Source organism: Paenibacillus sp. 2KB_22, assembly GCF_052115745.1.
Lineage (GTDB): Bacteria > Bacillota > Bacilli > Paenibacillales > Paenibacillaceae > Paenibacillus.
The window spans coordinates 455,641-471,574 of record NZ_JBFRHG010000002.1; the positions used below are offsets into that span (position 1 = coordinate 455,641).

At 41.5% G+C, this 15,934-nt stretch carries 15 protein-coding genes; 2 read left to right on the forward strand and 13 right to left on the reverse strand.

Translation table 11 applies throughout. The annotated features are described in order from the left end of the window. Window positions 1-59: 59 nt before the first annotated feature. The 4 genes from AB4111_RS12945 to AB4111_RS12960 form a co-directional block, all read right to left on the reverse strand. On the reverse strand, window positions 60-851 hold the full coding sequence (locus AB4111_RS12945; RefSeq protein WP_442031937.1) for an HAD family hydrolase: 792 nt from the start codon (window positions 849-851) through the stop codon (window positions 60-62). A 28-nt stretch (window positions 852-879) separates the two neighbouring features. Further along, entirely contained in the window at window positions 880-1,389 is a 510-nt protein-coding gene (locus tag AB4111_RS12950) for a hypothetical protein (RefSeq protein WP_253437254.1), read from the reverse strand. Window positions 1,390-1,514: 125 nt separating this feature from the next. After that, window positions 1,515-1,724: a DUF896 domain-containing protein gene (locus tag AB4111_RS12955; protein WP_017688036.1), complete on the reverse strand. Its 210-nt coding sequence runs from the start codon at window positions 1,722-1,724 to the stop codon at window positions 1,515-1,517. A gap of 94 nt (window positions 1,725-1,818) precedes the next feature. Beyond that, a complete protein-coding gene (locus AB4111_RS12960) occupies window positions 1,819-2,196 on the reverse strand; it encodes a LysM peptidoglycan-binding domain-containing protein (RefSeq protein WP_442031938.1) in 378 nt (125 codons plus the stop codon). 296 nt (window positions 2,197-2,492) lie between these two features. Here AB4111_RS12960 and lexA point away from each other — a divergent pair, with 296 nt between their 5' ends. Next, complete coding sequence (lexA, locus tag AB4111_RS12965; protein WP_017688034.1) at window positions 2,493-3,119, forward strand: transcriptional repressor LexA; 627 nt, start codon at window positions 2,493-2,495, stop codon at window positions 3,117-3,119. Window positions 3,120-3,227: 108 nt separating this feature from the next. On the opposite strand, the gene AB4111_RS12970 is transcribed toward lexA, so the two are convergent. From AB4111_RS12970 to AB4111_RS12985, 4 genes are all read right to left on the reverse strand, one after another. Further along, entirely contained in the window at window positions 3,228-4,529 is a 1,302-nt protein-coding gene (locus tag AB4111_RS12970; protein WP_442031939.1) for an aldehyde dehydrogenase, read from the reverse strand. 717 nt (window positions 4,530-5,246) lie between these two features. Next, complete coding sequence (locus AB4111_RS12975; RefSeq protein WP_442031940.1) at window positions 5,247-6,350, reverse strand: Ger(x)C family spore germination protein; 1,104 nt, start codon at window positions 6,348-6,350, stop codon at window positions 5,247-5,249. Further along, window positions 6,347-7,417: a GerAB/ArcD/ProY family transporter gene (locus AB4111_RS12980; RefSeq protein WP_442031941.1), complete on the reverse strand. Its 1,071-nt coding sequence runs from the start codon at window positions 7,415-7,417 to the stop codon at window positions 6,347-6,349. Before AB4111_RS12980 ends, AB4111_RS12975 begins: the two co-directional genes overlap by 4 nt. Further along, complete coding sequence (locus tag AB4111_RS12985) at window positions 7,410-8,732, reverse strand: spore germination protein (RefSeq protein ID WP_442031942.1); 1,323 nt, start codon at window positions 8,730-8,732, stop codon at window positions 7,410-7,412. The genes AB4111_RS12980 and AB4111_RS12985 overlap by 8 nt, the downstream gene beginning before the upstream one ends. 492 nt (window positions 8,733-9,224) lie before the next feature. Here AB4111_RS12985 and AB4111_RS12990 point away from each other — a divergent pair, with 492 nt between their 5' ends. Continuing rightward, window positions 9,225-9,692, forward strand: coding sequence for a hypothetical protein (locus AB4111_RS12990; protein WP_105599244.1), 468 nt, complete (start codon window positions 9,225-9,227; stop codon window positions 9,690-9,692). A gap of 503 nt (window positions 9,693-10,195) precedes the next feature. Here AB4111_RS12990 and glnA read toward each other — a convergent pair. From glnA to AB4111_RS13015, 5 genes are all read right to left on the reverse strand, one after another. After that, the gene (glnA, locus tag AB4111_RS12995; RefSeq protein WP_442031943.1) at window positions 10,196-11,524 is read right to left on the reverse strand and encodes a type I glutamate--ammonia ligase; all 1,329 of its coding nucleotides are present in this window, start codon (window positions 11,522-11,524) and stop codon (window positions 10,196-10,198) included. A 129-nt stretch (window positions 11,525-11,653) separates the two neighbouring features. Then, window positions 11,654-12,067 carry a MerR family transcriptional regulator gene (locus AB4111_RS13000; protein ID WP_056689944.1) on the reverse strand — a complete coding sequence of 138 codons (414 nt, stop codon included), beginning with the start codon at window positions 12,065-12,067 and terminating at the stop codon, window positions 11,654-11,656. Between the two features lie 82 nt (window positions 12,068-12,149). Beyond that, window positions 12,150-13,403 carry a methionine gamma-lyase family protein gene (locus AB4111_RS13005; protein WP_442031944.1) on the reverse strand — a complete coding sequence of 418 codons (1,254 nt, stop codon included), beginning with the start codon at window positions 13,401-13,403 and terminating at the stop codon, window positions 12,150-12,152. A gap of 83 nt (window positions 13,404-13,486) precedes the next feature. Then, complete coding sequence (hflX, locus tag AB4111_RS13010; protein ID WP_253437272.1) at window positions 13,487-14,773, reverse strand: GTPase HflX; 1,287 nt, start codon at window positions 14,771-14,773, stop codon at window positions 13,487-13,489. A 119-nt stretch (window positions 14,774-14,892) separates the two neighbouring features. Then, window positions 14,893-15,864, reverse strand: a complete 972-nt coding sequence (locus tag AB4111_RS13015) for an AAA family ATPase (RefSeq protein WP_442031945.1) — start codon at window positions 15,862-15,864, stop codon at window positions 14,893-14,895. Between the last annotated feature and the right edge of the window lie 70 nt (window positions 15,865-15,934).

Genomic DNA, 15,934 nt, shown 5'->3' on the forward strand with positions numbered 1-15,934 from the left:
CGTTCATTGAAGCTTCCAATGTTTCAGGGTGCTGAGGAAAGATGTTATAGCTGATCTGCTCAGAACTTAGCAATAAGCTGATCTAATTCCGATAAATGCGTTATTTCATGGTCAGGCGCATACGTTTCATTGTTGGTCTTATGCTCACGGTTAATCCATACGGCTTGGATGCCTGATGAAAGAGCACCACGAATATCAGTAGTCAACTTGTCCCCAACCATCATGCTCTCTTCGGGTTTAACACCCAGTTTACTCAAAGCATGCTCAAATATGGAGGGATCTGGTTTTCCTTTTCCAAAGTTACCCGAGATAATAATCTCATCAAAGAAAGGAGTCAATTCAGGTACACCATCCAACTTCTCTTGTTGCAAAGCAGGACAACCGTTCGTTAACAGCAACAGTTTGTATTTCCCTTGTAACTGACGCAAGGTATCCATCGTTTCTTCGTACACATGAGGTCTGGATCTCCGCTCTACTCCAAACTGCGCGGCCAGTTGTTCAGCAAGGTCTTCCCGATCTATACCCAACTTCAACAAGCCACGACGCCAGGATTCTTTACGGTAAACTGGAGCTAGTTGTTCCAACTGACGGAACTCAGCTTGGTCCCCACCAGTAAAGTTGGCCCAAAGGCCTTCAAACGGATTGATTCCAATCATTTTGGTAAAAGGAAAGGTCTCATAAGATTCATACAGTGCACGTGCCTCGTTACGAACAGCTTCTTCAAGATCTTCCGGTTTGACCCCAGTCTCCTGTGCTGCAATTAGACAAGTCTCATGAAATGCTTCTCGAACACTGCGCTCATCCCACAATAAAGTATCATCCAGGTCGAACAAAATCGCTTTTAACGCCATTCCGATCATCTACCCCTTTATGCAATAATTACTTTTCGACGGTTTCCACGGTGATCTGGTGTGCTTTTGCAAACTTCAGCAAACGTTCTGCAATCGCATCTGTATCGTAACGGTTCAATAACTTGGTGAACACCCATCTTTTCCCGCGACTTTTATGTTCGATAACAACTGTGCCTGGTTCAATTCTGAATTTGACAATATCCTCAACCCCGATTGAACGTTCACGATTACCCTTCGTCGTTATAATCCGATTACTGCTAATCTTGATATATGGACGACGAAGCATGAAGATGACTGCCAAAAATACGTAAAGCAACATCGTCACCCAGTCCCAGGTTGTCATCGGAGCTTGCACAAGGAACGTGCTCATAAACAGATACAAAAAGGCGAGACCGATCAAAAATATAGGGAACAAAAGGCTGCGTCCCTTAAAGACTTCTTCACCTGGTGTACCTGTGATTGGTTGACCACTTTTTTTGCGTTGCTGATTTAACTGCTTGGAATTTTTCTTAACCGTTCTCTCGAACGAACGCGACATGAGAATCCCCCTTATGTGTCTTTGTATCGGCTTACATAACTGTAAACCAACATTTCCCCCTATAAATTGCACACTCAAAATAACAGGAAGAAACCTAAATATCATAATGATATCATTAGGTTTCGTTAGTGTTTGAGTTTGCCTTGGTGGCCTTTGTCATTCTCATCATCAACAATCTCAATGGTATCCAGTTGTTGTCTGAAATTACTACGAATATTACTCAAATAAATCTCTCTTAACTCAGCACGTTCAGCAAGTTCTTCCTCCGACAATCCAGTGGACTTTTGCTTACGAGCCAATTCGTTAATGCGTGCTACCAGACTATCTATATCCAAGCTTGTCCCCTCCAAAAATACAAAGTCATATTAACTTTGCCATGATAAAGGCAGCTTGTCAAGCTGACACGCGTTAACACTCATTGATGTGCTTTTATTCTGCAAATTGCGGTAGAGTTAGTACTTGCCCCACTTGGATGGAAGTCGCTTGAAGTTGATTCACTTTCTTAATTGCTTCTATATATATACGTGTATCCATATTCGTCGGTTTATGTTCCAAAGAAATACTCCATAATGTTTCTCCTTGTGAAACAGCTATCTTTCCTCCAGGCAGAACATCGTTCTCATTGCCAGCAAATACAGTTAAAACAGTGCTGCATCCAATAAATATAATCAATGAGGTAATGGCTATCTTTAACATCCATGAAGAAATCTTGAAACGCGCTAAAACCTTCTTGTAGTTCCCTATGTTAGACTTCACCAGTTCCGAATTCATCGGTTCATAAATACTTTGATAAGTTGAATATCTCATTAAATACCCGCCTCCAAACGTTTGTTCCTATCTGTTGAAATCAATATAACACGAACACTTGTTTTGTTCAATAGATTTTTAGAACAATTGTTCGCTTGTTTTTCGAAGGAGAAATATCTTAATTCAAGCTCTTTTGCAAAGCATTTGCAGTATTATGCTCTGACTTTTGGACAATTTCTGTTCTATAAGTTAAAAAACACTGATTTAATGCTATTTTATTTAGAACTTATGTTTGTACGAACGGAGGTTCTATGTTATAATTTTCCCAAACGTTACTAAAATGGGGTTGATACGGTATGTCGAAGATATCCAGCAGGCAGCAGGCTATTCTGGAGTTTATACGAAATGAAGTCCGGTTGAAGGGGTATCCTCCTTCCGTACGGGAAATTGGTGAAGCGGTTGGACTGGCTTCCAGCTCAACAGTACATGGACATTTGGATCGTTTGGAGAAAAAAGGTTTGATCCGACGCGACCCTACCAAGCCAAGAGCCATTGAGCTTCTGAGCCAGGAAGAATCTGAGCATTCTCATCAATTTGCTCATAGCGTTGCACGTATTCCTGTCGTTGGTAAGGTTACAGCTGGGGTTCCAATCACTGCAACCGAGAACATTGAAGACTACTTCCCTCTTCCTACACATTATGTAGGCGAACAGAAAGTATTTATGCTTTCAGTAGTGGGAGATAGTATGGTGGAAGCTGGAATCGTTAATGGAGATTACGTTATTGTCCGTCAACAGCAAACTGCTGATAACGGTGATATCGTCGTTGCAATGACTGAAGACGATGAAGCTACAGTGAAAACGTTCTATAAAGAGAAAGATCATATTCGCCTTCAACCGGAGAATGCGACCTTCGAACCTTTACGTTTGAAACACGTTAGTATTTTGGGTAAAGTCATTGGCCTTTTCCGAGATATTCATTAATATCTAACCTGAGTAACAAAACTAGATGCAATGCACTGAAATACAAAAAGAGGTTGCCCTGATGAACAGGACAACCTCTTTTTATTTTTATATTGTTTTATCGGCTAATTATTCACTGCGTTTCAAAACACTTTTGTGGTGTGAGAACACATCAAAGCTCTGTTGTCCGTGATATGAGCCCATACCGCTCTCTCCTACACCACCAAACGGAAGATAATGCGACGTCATATGAGAAAGTGTGTCATTAATACATCCCCCACCGAAGGATACTTGATTCAGCACCTGATCCTGCAGTTGCTCATCCTGTGTGAAGAGATATAGCGCCAATGGTTTTGGTCGGCGAACAATCTCATCCAGCATGGGGTTCAAGTCACTGTACGTAAATACAGGAAGAATCGGACCGAAGATCTCTTCTTGCATGACAGGTGATTCCCAGTTCACATCTCCAAGTACAGCCGGCTCAATCAGCAACTGCTCACGCACAGAACGTCCACCTAACAGCGTTTTGCCATCTGTGAGAAATTTCGACAACCGATCAAAGTTACGGGCGTTGACAATATGCGGGAAATCAGCGTTCTGTAACACATCATCCCCAAATTTATCTTTGATCTCTGCGCCAATCAGATTAATCAATTCATCATGAACTTGTTCATGCACAAGCAAGTAATCCGGCGCAACACATGTCTGCCCTGCATTCAGGAACTTACCACGTACAAGACGTTGTGCTGCCAGCTTCAAATCTGCATCACTATGGACAATAGCAGGGCTTTTACCACCCAACTCAAGAGTTACAGGAGCCAGATGCTCCGCAGCTGCCTTCATCACAATGCGACCAACACCAGTGCTACCAGTGAAGAAAATATAATCAAACTTCTCTTTCAACAATGCTGTGCTGGCTTCGACTTCCCCTTCCATAACGGCAATATACTCCTGAGGGAAGATCTCTTGAATCAGATCATACGTCAGACGAGATACGGCTGGTGTTAATTCAGAAGGCTTAATCACTGCACAGTTACCGGCTGCAATTGCTCCAATCAGTGGACCAAAGGCCAGTTGGAAAGGATAATTCCAAGGTGCAATAATAAGAGCCACTCCGTATGGTTCAGGATAAATGGTGCTCACCCCATCCGGCATAGCTGAATTGGTTGGGACTTGTTTTGGTGCAGCCCATTCCTGCAGATGTTCTAATGCAAAATCCAGTTCGCCCAGAACAATGCGAATCTCGGAACCATAAGCTTCCGCCTCAGATTTGTTCAGATCAGCACGAAGTGCATCTTGTATCCGTTGCTGATACTTCTGAATTCCTTTTCTAAGCTGTTGAAGTGCATTAATCCGATACTCGATATTTTTAGTTTGTCCTGTATAAAAAAATGTACGTTGTTCTGTCACTAGTTGTTTTGCTTGATCCATATTAACATCTCCAATTAATTATTTAAAATTAAATTGTTCAAAATTCAATTAAAGTATACCTCTTCTATATGAAACTATCAACATAATATTGAAACATTGATTTGAAAGTATCTGAAAATTGTTAGGCGTTTTAATAGAGTGAATGCTAGTATTCACTTCTATTCTGTGACTATCAGAATTTCTAAGGGAACTTGATTTAAATATTTTTGCTTCCAATTTTCAATAATAGTTTACTCCTCTATTAGAAGGAGAATTGACTTCAACTTCCTCTTAATTAGGTGACAAGATAGGTGACAATGATATTGCGTAATAACAAACATTAATAAGATAGGTCTTGCTATTACTGCATGCATGCTGTTTGATGCTACTGCCGCTTTCCGCATCTGCTGCTGCCATAGAGCCTATCTCAGTCCCTTATATGTCGCTGTATGGAGTTGTTATAGGTATTCTGCTAATGGAGCTAATGGTTGTGGGTGCCAATGTGTTTGTACTTCGATCACTACTAAGCACTATGTAAGCAAAAAAATTCAGCATACACACTATTCTTTCTTTTAGCCGGTATTTCATTAGGTTAATTGTTGCGTGCCTGCAGTCTCAACTTTCTCTCGGGTACTTAGGTGAAGTAACAGGTAGATTTTTATACGCTGGGTCTCTACTTTTGGTACATCTAAAATTGAGTCAACAGATTTAGATTTTTCTATCCGTTGACTCCTTCTGCTAGTAAGCTTCTTTCTTGAGCATGTGCCCCTGTTCATGCTTGTCAGTAACATTCTCTTTAAAATAAATTTCATTCAACACATTAACTTTAACATTAATATGTTGTGTCAGTTTGGGGAACCATGTGGTTTTCCAGCCTTTCACCTGTTTTTCTGACAAGTAAGGCCGATAAATCATGCCCACGCTTAGAATATCTGATTCATACGATTGTATCTTTGTAGCGGTCTTATTAAATTGCTCTTCTAATTTCTCCTGCAGTTCTTTCTCTATAGTGGCATTTGATTTTCCTTCGGGACTCTCCGTAATGAAAACATTCAGTTTAATAAATGTATACAGTTTTGGACCCTGCTCACTCCAAGTAGCTTGATGTTTTATTTTGGCGTTGTCAATCAGAACACTGGTGTTTTGTGCAATCTCAATTGTGCCCCCAGTGTATTTCCCCTTAAATAAATTGAAAAGCAGCGTTTCTTCCGTGTTGAGTGTGCCTACTATGCGATCTTTTCTCATGATGGCCGTACCTTTAAAGGTAAACAAGGTTCTTTCTCCGTTTTTCAGCATCGGCAACGCCATATCTTCTGTATAAGAATTCAAGCTTTGAAATGCCTCCCAGATCCGTACAATCGATTGATTCGGTGTCCATCCTGCATCCTGACTGAAATAATCATAAGAAGATATTTCTGGGGTAGGTGAGATTTGATGATACATCGTTTTCTCAAAATCACCATCCACTACGGCAACCAGTCCTTTGATGGAAATGTCATTTGCTCTCACGGCGAAGTTAATGAGATTCTCAATGCCTTGTTGAGCTATTTTTTTATCAATGAGTAACAACCTCAAGTGCACTAATTCAATGCTTTTCTCCGCATCCGTACGAATTAAATCAATTGCTTTACTGATAGATTGAGCTTGTTTGTCCAATATTTGAGTTTTTCCCGATGCATCGGGAATCTGTAGAATAATACGATATTTTTCTGCGTTTCCCTTCCCGATTCCCATAACGACAGGCAAATACTGTTTATTGATATCCCTAGTATCCCAGCAGCCCGCAAGCATTACACTAATTAGCATGAACAAAATGGACACACTTATCATATTGGATTTCATTGGTTAGGCCACTTCCTTAGCCTTCTGGAGAACAAAAACAATATCATTGGAAAAACGATAACACTGTACACACAGAAGGCAGAGTTTAAGTACAGATAAAAATCAAGAGCCTGTATATCGGGTATCAACAATGAAATGACATATAAACCGAGACAGATCGCCGATAATATCCATACCTTGCCTAATCTCGGGATATATAATTGATGAAGAATGGCAACCAGCATCCATAACAAAACAGACACTTTTAATACAGCAAGTGCACTGGAAGCAACAACATAGAAGCTTGGGAGCCAATCAAACACAACCCACTCCAGATCGATTGTATCCGATGCCATCAGCATGGGGTACTGAAAATTAACGGCTGTTTCTTGTCCAAAGACCAGTAACGGCACATAAACAGATCCGATAGCCATCACAAATACAATACCTAGTGTTAGAGCGGTATGACTGAATTTTAGTTGCTGCTTCGAGGGTGACATACCAAGAAATAGAAACCCGGCAAAGATAACGATACATACATAAAAATCAGGCTGGGTCCAGAAACTCCAATCACTAACCCAAAGCGGAAAAACATAGCTTAATCTAAAGTTTTTGAAGCTGATGAGCATAGAAAATATGATAAACGGCATTAACAGAATACTTAGCGCAATGCTTCCACGAATCATAACCGTTAAGCCTTTCCAAGCGGCATAAAAACAGAGTGTTATAAATAGGAGAAGTGTTGCCGCTGCAGGTGTTCTCTGAAGGAGTACTGCCTTAATTTCCACCTCCTGAAAATACATGAGTAGCAGCAGCTCAATGCTCAGGAAAATGATGATCGGGAGAATAACAATTCGGCTACCCCATACGCCGATCGAGGATGTACAGATATCTATTATACTCATCCCAGGAAAAGGTTTTAAAGATCGCAGGTAGATCCAAAGAATCATCAGTTCCATCAAGAAAAGAATCAGAATAGCTATCCAATGTCCTTCAGATGTTGAAGAGATGATACGTTCAGGAAGAATCGCAAAAATAGAAGCTAAGTGGAGTAACGTGAAAAGAGTAAGCACTTTAACCCTACTCATCCCTCATGTTCCCTTTCACACTGAAGCTCATATATGGGAAACCTGATGTTTTAAGTGAAGAAAGATACAGAACGATCCAAATCATGGCAACCTCAAGGCCCCATATGCCAAAGAAACTACTGATTAACATAACAATGTATTTATACATTCGAATCCCAGTCGTATTCATGTATCCAACAAGTGCGAAATTCGCAATAGCTGAAGCAACAAGAATAATAATCAACAGATTACTGACCAGTTTTGCTTGAACAATGGCTTGTCCAAGGAGAATTCCGCCAATCATGGTGATGGTCGGACCAATATTTTTGGGAAGGCGAATGGTTGCTTCAATTATCATTTCCAATAAGAGCATGACGAGTAGCATTTCAATTAAAGAGGGATAAGGTACACCTTCTCGGCTTTTTGCAACGGTAATTGCTAATTGTATGCGTAACAATTCTGGATTAACAGAATTCAGGACAACATACAGACCTGGTAGAGTAACTGCAAGCAAAGCGGCAATAGCTCGTACTGTCCGTAAAAATACCTGAAACAAATACGGATAGTTGACATCCAACGTGGTAGACCACAAATCGGTAATAATAGCGGGAAAGGCAAAAGCAAATGAGAATTGATCCATCAGTATTACAACACGCCCATTTAACAAATTTTGAATCATTTCTCCAGGCAGTTCTGATGAGATATATGTAGGTGTAATTGCAAGTCTCGGGTGTCCAAGTGAACGGACCAAATTCCGAACAGTTGTCACATCCCTCTCTTTATTTTCTTCCAGCTTTCCACGAATTGAATCTATAACTTCAGCCGGAGCTACTTCTTTAACATAAATAATAGCGATCTTTTTCATTGTGTTTTTTCCAAGAGTACGAGTTTCTATGGTTAAGTTTTCACTGTTCATTTTTTTGCGAATCAGACCCATGTTTACATCAATATCCTCAGTAAAAGCATCATACGCAGATTGAAGAGGATTCTCGCTTTCTGGAGCACTCACGGCTCTTGATATATTGGTTTTTTTGAGGGAATCAAATAAGAATACGCCATCCTTACTGGTTAATATTAATTTGCCCTGCAAAATTTCATGGGAAATCTGATCAGACGAAGAAACCTCTTGAGAAAAGTCCAGTCTAGATACATAAGAATCCTTATGACCTCGAAGTATATCATAGTTTATTTGTTCTATAGCTGTTTCATAATTGACCAACGTGTTAAAGAAAAATATTTCAAATGTTGTCTCACCTATTTCCAATTCTTTCTGGACAAAATCTGAATTCAATCTAAAACGTCGAGACAAATCATTTTTAATTTTGTCTATCTGCAATTTTTACCACCTCCTGAGAAGTAGTATGTGAACAAACTTCAATTTTATTCAGAATGAATTTAAGATACTTTAATCAAATGAAACAAAAAAAATCTGCGCTGAGTTCTGCGCAGATTTTTTTATAAGTACGGAAAGGAAACCTCACACATCACACGATATATTATAGGAAATGAGTCCACAGCATATGATTGCCTCTGTAACATTCATATGACTATATAAATGTAATAATTTTATTTTTAATCATCATAAGGTATGTTTTTCCTTGCGTAAACATTCATTTCTATCTATTCAATAAACAAAAAAATCCATAATAACATCCAAAAACCCAACATTTTACAACTTTATTATTTACAAATAACAATCTTATATGGTATATTTAACCATGGTTGGCCAACCTAATTATGTGAGATCTACTCGATATCTTAAATTTCAAATAACAACTTAAAACAGAATCTTACTCTATTGGTTCTAGTATATTTGGGAGGTTTGAATATGAAAAGATTAAGAAAATTCTCTATTTCTGTTATGGCAACTGCTTGTCTATTAGCATTCGGTTCCAGCTCTGCGTTCGCTAAAACAGGGTGGGCTGATTCATTTGAGACAGCAGAAGTGATGTACTCAAGTGTAAACCAGTCTTCTGGATTCAGCGCAACACAGTATTTAGATAGCATGAGCGATAACGATTTTTATGTAGTCGACAACACAAACGGTTCATCCGAAATCACATATTCTGTTATAGCCACTCCACCAGCTAACTTCGACATTGTTATGGGTGTTATTAAAATGAATGCAAGCGGTGCGATCCTGTCCATTCAAATGGATAACTGGAATGGACGGGGATACCCTGAGGCAATTAGTTGGAATGCTAAACCTGGTGAGAAGGTTTACTTCAGAATTATGGACAACGGTATCAACAACTATAACGAGCCTTATACAATTCAATTCACAAAAACCAGCTAAATAATATTTTAGTAGATATTCAATGGCTCCCCGCTATATAAATGGGTGGGCCATTTTTATTTGTTATACATTATCGACAAGGATGAGTACAACGATAAATTCATTTTCCGTTTTCGAGAGAGAATACCCTTTAATTGGTTGAAATGTGTAGCTGAAAAGAGAATGTTTCATTGAGTATATATTGCTTATTCAAATTGAAGAGGGATTTTTTACTCATGGTCAGGAATCAAAATTATATAGAATATTTTAAGGTTCGTTATTGAATATAAAGTTATCAGAATCTTACAACATTGTGATCTTACCTCCCCTTCCGTTCACTATCTCATACCTGCGTGGTTTTTTTACTTGAGTGCGGGGAAGAAATGAAATTCACTGAAGAAATTTTCGAATAGAAAAATATTTTGTGGGCATTTTGTGGGCACTTTGATTTTTCTTTAAATATATAGTTACTTGCCCACAAAAAGAAAAACCCCTCAGCGCTAAAGCGCCAAGGGATTGAGCTATTAGTACAACGTGATATATTGATCGCGTTCCCATTGGTGGACTTGTGTGCGGTACATATCCCACTCAATTTCTTTCAGCTCATAGAAGTGAGCCAAGGCGTGGTCACCGAGAGCATCACAGATGACTTCGCTGCGGATCAATTCATTCAGTGCTTCTTTCAAGTCAGCCGGCAAGCTTGGAATACCTTCTTCCACACGCTCTTCTTCTGACATGATGTAGATGTTACGGTCAATTGGAGCTGGTAAGGATAGCTCACGTTTGATTCCGTCCAGACCTGCTTTCAACAAAACAGCCAAAGCCAGGTAAGGGTTAGCAGCCGGATCCGGGTTACGAACTTCAACACGTGTGCTCAAACCACGGGAAGCTGGGATACGGATCATTGGGCTACGGTTACTTGCAGACCATGCTACATAACAAGGCGCTTCATAACCTGGTACAAGACGTTTGTATGAGTTCACAGTTGGGTTAGTAATTGCTGCAAACGCACGCGCGTGCTTCAGAGTTCCAGCCATGAAGTGACGTGCAGTTTTGCTCAGTCCCAGCTCGTCCGTCTCGTCAACGAATGCATTCTCATTGCCTTTGAACAAGGATTGGTTACAGTGCATACCGGATCCGTTCATACCAAACAGTGGTTTCGGCATGAATGTAGCATGTAAGCCATGCTGACGTGCAATCGTTTTAACAACGAGTTTGAACGTTTGGATCTGGTCAGCTGCTTTCAGAGCATCAGCATATTTAAAGTCGATCTCATGCTGACCTGGAGCTACCTCATGGTGGGAGGCTTCGATCTCAAAGCCCATTTCTTCAAGTGTGATAACGATGTCACGGCGACAGTTTTCACCAAGATCCGTAGGCGCCAAGTCGAAATATCCACCTTGGTCATTCAGTTCGTTAGTCGGGTTTCCTTTTTCGTCTGTTTTGAACAAGAAGAACTCAGGTTCAGGACCAACGTTGAAGGAAGTGAATCCCATATCTTGGGCTTCTTTTAGGTTTCGTTTCAAGATGCCACGTGGATCTCCTGGGAACGGATTACCATCCGGAAGATATACGTCACAGATCAGGCGTGCAACACGGTTCTCTGCTACCCATGGGAAAATAAGCCAAGAATCTAGATCTGGATAGAGGTACATGTCGGACTCTTCAATACGTACATAACCTTCAATGGAAGATCCATCGAACATCATTTTGTTATCCAGAGCCTTAGTCAACTGGCTCACAGGAATCTCAACGTTTTTGATAGCTCCAAGCAAATCGGTAAATTGCAATCGAATGAATCGTACGTTTTCTTCTTTCGAAATGCGGAGAATGTCTTCTTTTGTATAACTCACTATAACCTCTCCCTTTCTTATCTGCGTATTTGGCTTGCCTGTTATATTTGTACATTAGAAAGTTCCACGGGTCAAGGAGTCTCACACCAAAAGTGCATGTTTTCCCCTCACTCGCCAAGTTATGCGAATTTACTTTTTATTAAAGAATCGGGAAAGCTCTCCCTGAATGAGAGATACTTGTCCAGGTCTCTTACCTGATACGAGCTGCTGCTTCAACAAGCGGTGCAACTGCGTATCGGACAGCTCTCTGCGTTTAACTTCAGTATCTGGCGTGATAACTGTAGCTTCCTCGGATTCTTTCGAAACAGGATTCATCACTTGTTTGATCCCGGCGATGTTAACTCCTTTTTCAATCAAAGCCTTGATCTCTAGCAATCTCTCTACGTCATTAAAAGAGAATAACCGCTGATTACCTGACGTTCTCGCAGGAACGATCAAGCTATGCTGCTCATAATAACGAATCTGACGTGCAGAGAGATCCGTAAGTTTCATTACAATACCAATCGGGAATAAGGCCATATTTCTGCGAATTTCATCACCCATGTTCATCAACCTTCCAGTCATCTATTCTTCACCCTATTGTACATTTAGTTATTACCAAGTGTCAATGACGTGTTAGATAAACTCACAATAATTTACGATCTTTCATGGTCTGTAATGCCATCAAAACGCCATATTTGACATGAGAGTACGTTAATCCGCCCTGCATATACCCGATATACGGCTCCCGAATAGGCGCGTCGGCTGATAATTCCAGACTTCCGCCCTGAATAAACGTACCTGCCGCCATAATGACAGGATGTTCATAACCAGGCATATCCCACGGTTCAGGAACCACATGACTATCCACCGCTGCTGCGCGCTGGATCCCCTGCACGAAGGCAATTAAGTGCTCAGCAGAGCTGAACTGAACAGCCTGGATCAGATCTGTACGAGTTTCATTCCAAGCGGGTTTGGTTACAAATCCGGATTCGGCAAACATCGCAGCAGCAAACGTACTACCTTTGATAGCTTGTCCTACAATTGTCGGTGCCATGTAAAGTCCTTGGTAGATGCCTCGTGTTGTCCCCAGCATTGCTCCAACCTCTCCCCCAATTCCAGGGGCTGTCAGGCGATAAGCTGCCAACTGTACGTACTGTTCCTTCCCACATATGTATCCACCAGTTTCCGCAATACCTCCACCAGGATTCTTAATAAGTGATCCGGCCATCAGATCAACTCCGACTTCTGTCGGTTCACGCTCCTCTGTGAATTCACCGTAACAATTATCCACGAATACGATGACGTCCTCCTTAAGCCCTTTAACACGTGTAACCATCTCAGCAATTTCAGCAACACAAAAGGATGAGCGCCAGTCATAACCACGTGAACGTTGAATCCCAATGACTTTTGTAGCCGGTGTAATGTTTTTCTCGACTGCTGCCCAATCCACGCTACCTTCAGCAGTTAAAGCCGTCTCACGGTAGCCGATACCAAAATCGCGTAACGAACCTGTACCATCACCGGGTTTGCCAATCACTTTATGCAATGTGTCATAGGGCTTACCCGTGATGTACAATAGTTCGTCACCTGGGCGCAACACGCCAAAGAGAGCTGTACTAATCGTATGAGTACCCGAAGCGAAATGAGGACGTACCAACGCGGCTTCCGCGCCGAACACATCAGCATATACTTCATCAAGCACTTCACGCCCACGGTCGTTATACGCATAACCTGTTGAACCTGCAAAGTGAAAATCACTTACTTTTCGCTGTTGAAAAGCATTAATCACCTTCCATTGATTGTGATCTGTGATCCGATCAATCTGTTGAAGTTGTCCTTCAATCTGACGCTCCACTTGATGTTGAAGTTCAGATATTTCTGAATCAAAGCTTACCATCTTACTTCATTCCCCTTCATAGCACGAATCTGACGTTGAATGGCCATTATCGTGTAACTTATCACATCAATATGTCATGAGTATTACGATTCAATAAAATTTTCGAGCATATAACCAAATTTCTCATATTCACCTTTTTGCAATTCCACTTCATAAATCACATCATTCTCTTCAAAGCTGGTATCCACTACATCACCAATTTTGTAGAGTACCGACGTAAGATCACCACGTTCTGCCGGAATACGGAAGCGTTTCGTGTCACCTGTCAGCTCGGTCTGAATCAATTCACGGATTTTAAGCAGATCTTCTGAGTCTAATGCGCTTACTTTAATATGATCTTTATCCAGTGGAAGCATCTCAAGCTGCTCTGGTGTGCACGCATCTTTTTTGTTATACAGGACTAACTGCGGCTTATCCCCTGCACCAAGTTCTTGCAAGATCGTGTTAACCGTCCGCATCTGATCTTCACGCATAGCTGATGAGGCATCGACAACATGCAGGATGAGATCGGCTTCATTTACTTCCTCCAGCGTTGCCCGGAAAGCTGCAATCAGATCATGCGGGAGATTTTGAATAAATCCAACCGTGTCAGTAAGTACGATTTCTTTACCACTTGGAAGTTCCATCGTGCGTGATGTTGGGTCCAAAGTAGCAAATAGCTGATCTTGAATATACACATCTGCCGCAGTCAACTGCTTGAGCAAGGTTGATTTGCCGGCATTGGTATAACCAACAAGGGCCACCTGAACAATACCTGTCTTCTTCCGGCGTTCACGGTGCAACTTGCGATGACGAGTCAATTCTTCCAAATGACGCTTCAGATCATCAATGCGGCCACGGATGTGACGACGGTCTGTCTCCAGCTTACTTTCACCCGGGCCTCTTGTTCCGATTCCGCCACCGAGTCTGGACAGATTCTTGCCATGACCCGACAACCGTGGCAACAAGTAGCTATGTTGAGCCAATTCCACTTGAATGATACCTTCTCTAGTGTTGGCACGCTGCGCAAAAATGTCCAAAATCAACTGGGTACGATCAATAATTTTGAGATCCAGGGTTTCTTCTAGATTGCGAACCTGTGCTCCTGACAATTCCTGATCAAAAATAGCTGTAGTTGCTCCCAGTTCCTCCGCAATTGCACGAAGTTCTTCTACCTTACCTTTACCAATGAACCATTTGGTATCCCGTTTCTCCCTGTTCTGAGAAAGTACACTCAGCACTTCTACTCCAGCTGTCTCGGCAAGCTTCACCAATTCCTCTAAAGAATACTCAGGATTGATACCTGTACGTTTTACATCATCCGTAACAAGACTCACCAAGACGGCGCGATCTTTTTTGACCATATCTGTATCATGCGTGCCATTTGTCATGTATATGTTCACTCCCTCTAATTACTAATCCGTTAATATTCATTACCACAAATATGCCATGGCATGCCTTAAGCCGAACCGGTTGGCCCGGCCGGCTAGTGTAAAAACTATATTATCGCTTACTTTCGCTCAAAGTTCAAATCTTCTGTACGGATTGTCATCAGCTCCAGTTTCCCTGGATTGCCTTCCGAGTATTGTTCCAACAAACGAACCGCCTGATGTCTGATCGAACGCTCAATGGCATTACGAACGTATCTGGCGTTACTGAACGCATGCAGCGAATCATTTTTTTCCTGAAGCAAATGCTGCTTTAGTTTGAGTATGGTCTGAGGCATTAGAATATAATCACGCTCTTTGGCCATAATCTCAGAGATTTGAATCAACTGATCAATGCTGTAGTCTGGAAACTCCACTTGAATAGGAAAGCGGGAAGGTAATCCGGGATTCGTCTGCAGAAAAAAATCAATCTCTTCCGAGTACCCGGCAAGAATCAGTATAAACTGATTTTTGTTATCTTCCATGGACTTAACAAGCGTATCAATGGCTTCCTTGCCAAAATCCTTCTCTCCGCCGCGGGCCAGACTGTAAGCTTCATCAATGAACAATATCCCACCGAGTGCCTTCTTGACCAGATCTCTTGTTTTCTGGGCCGTGTGACCGATATATTCCCCAACCAGATCCGCACGCTCTACTTCAATAAGATGACCTTTACTCAACACACCCATTTTCTGAAAAAGTTTGGCAACAATCCTCGCCACGGTTGTCTTACCAGTTCCCGGATTGCCTTTGAAGATCATATGATACACGTGCGCACCACTAAGTAAGCCTGCTTCGGTACGCATCTGAGCGATCTGTAGGAAAGCATAGATTTCAAATACCAAGTCTTTGATATTTTCAAGTCCAACCAGTTGCTCCAACTCACCCTGTATCTCCTGGAAGTGCGCATGTTTGGTTATACTCTTGGCTGCCTGTACTGCCGCCGCTTCATCTTTGACCAACATCTGAGGTTCCTGGTTACGCAACACAATATTAATTTGTCTGGATGGTCTGCCTCCTGGTTGCTCTCCTGCAGCCATGACCCGTCCGTTCATTCGCCATCACCTCTATTTTATCGGGCTGAACTCTCCTGATTATTAATGTATTCTATCAGGCGCTCCAATA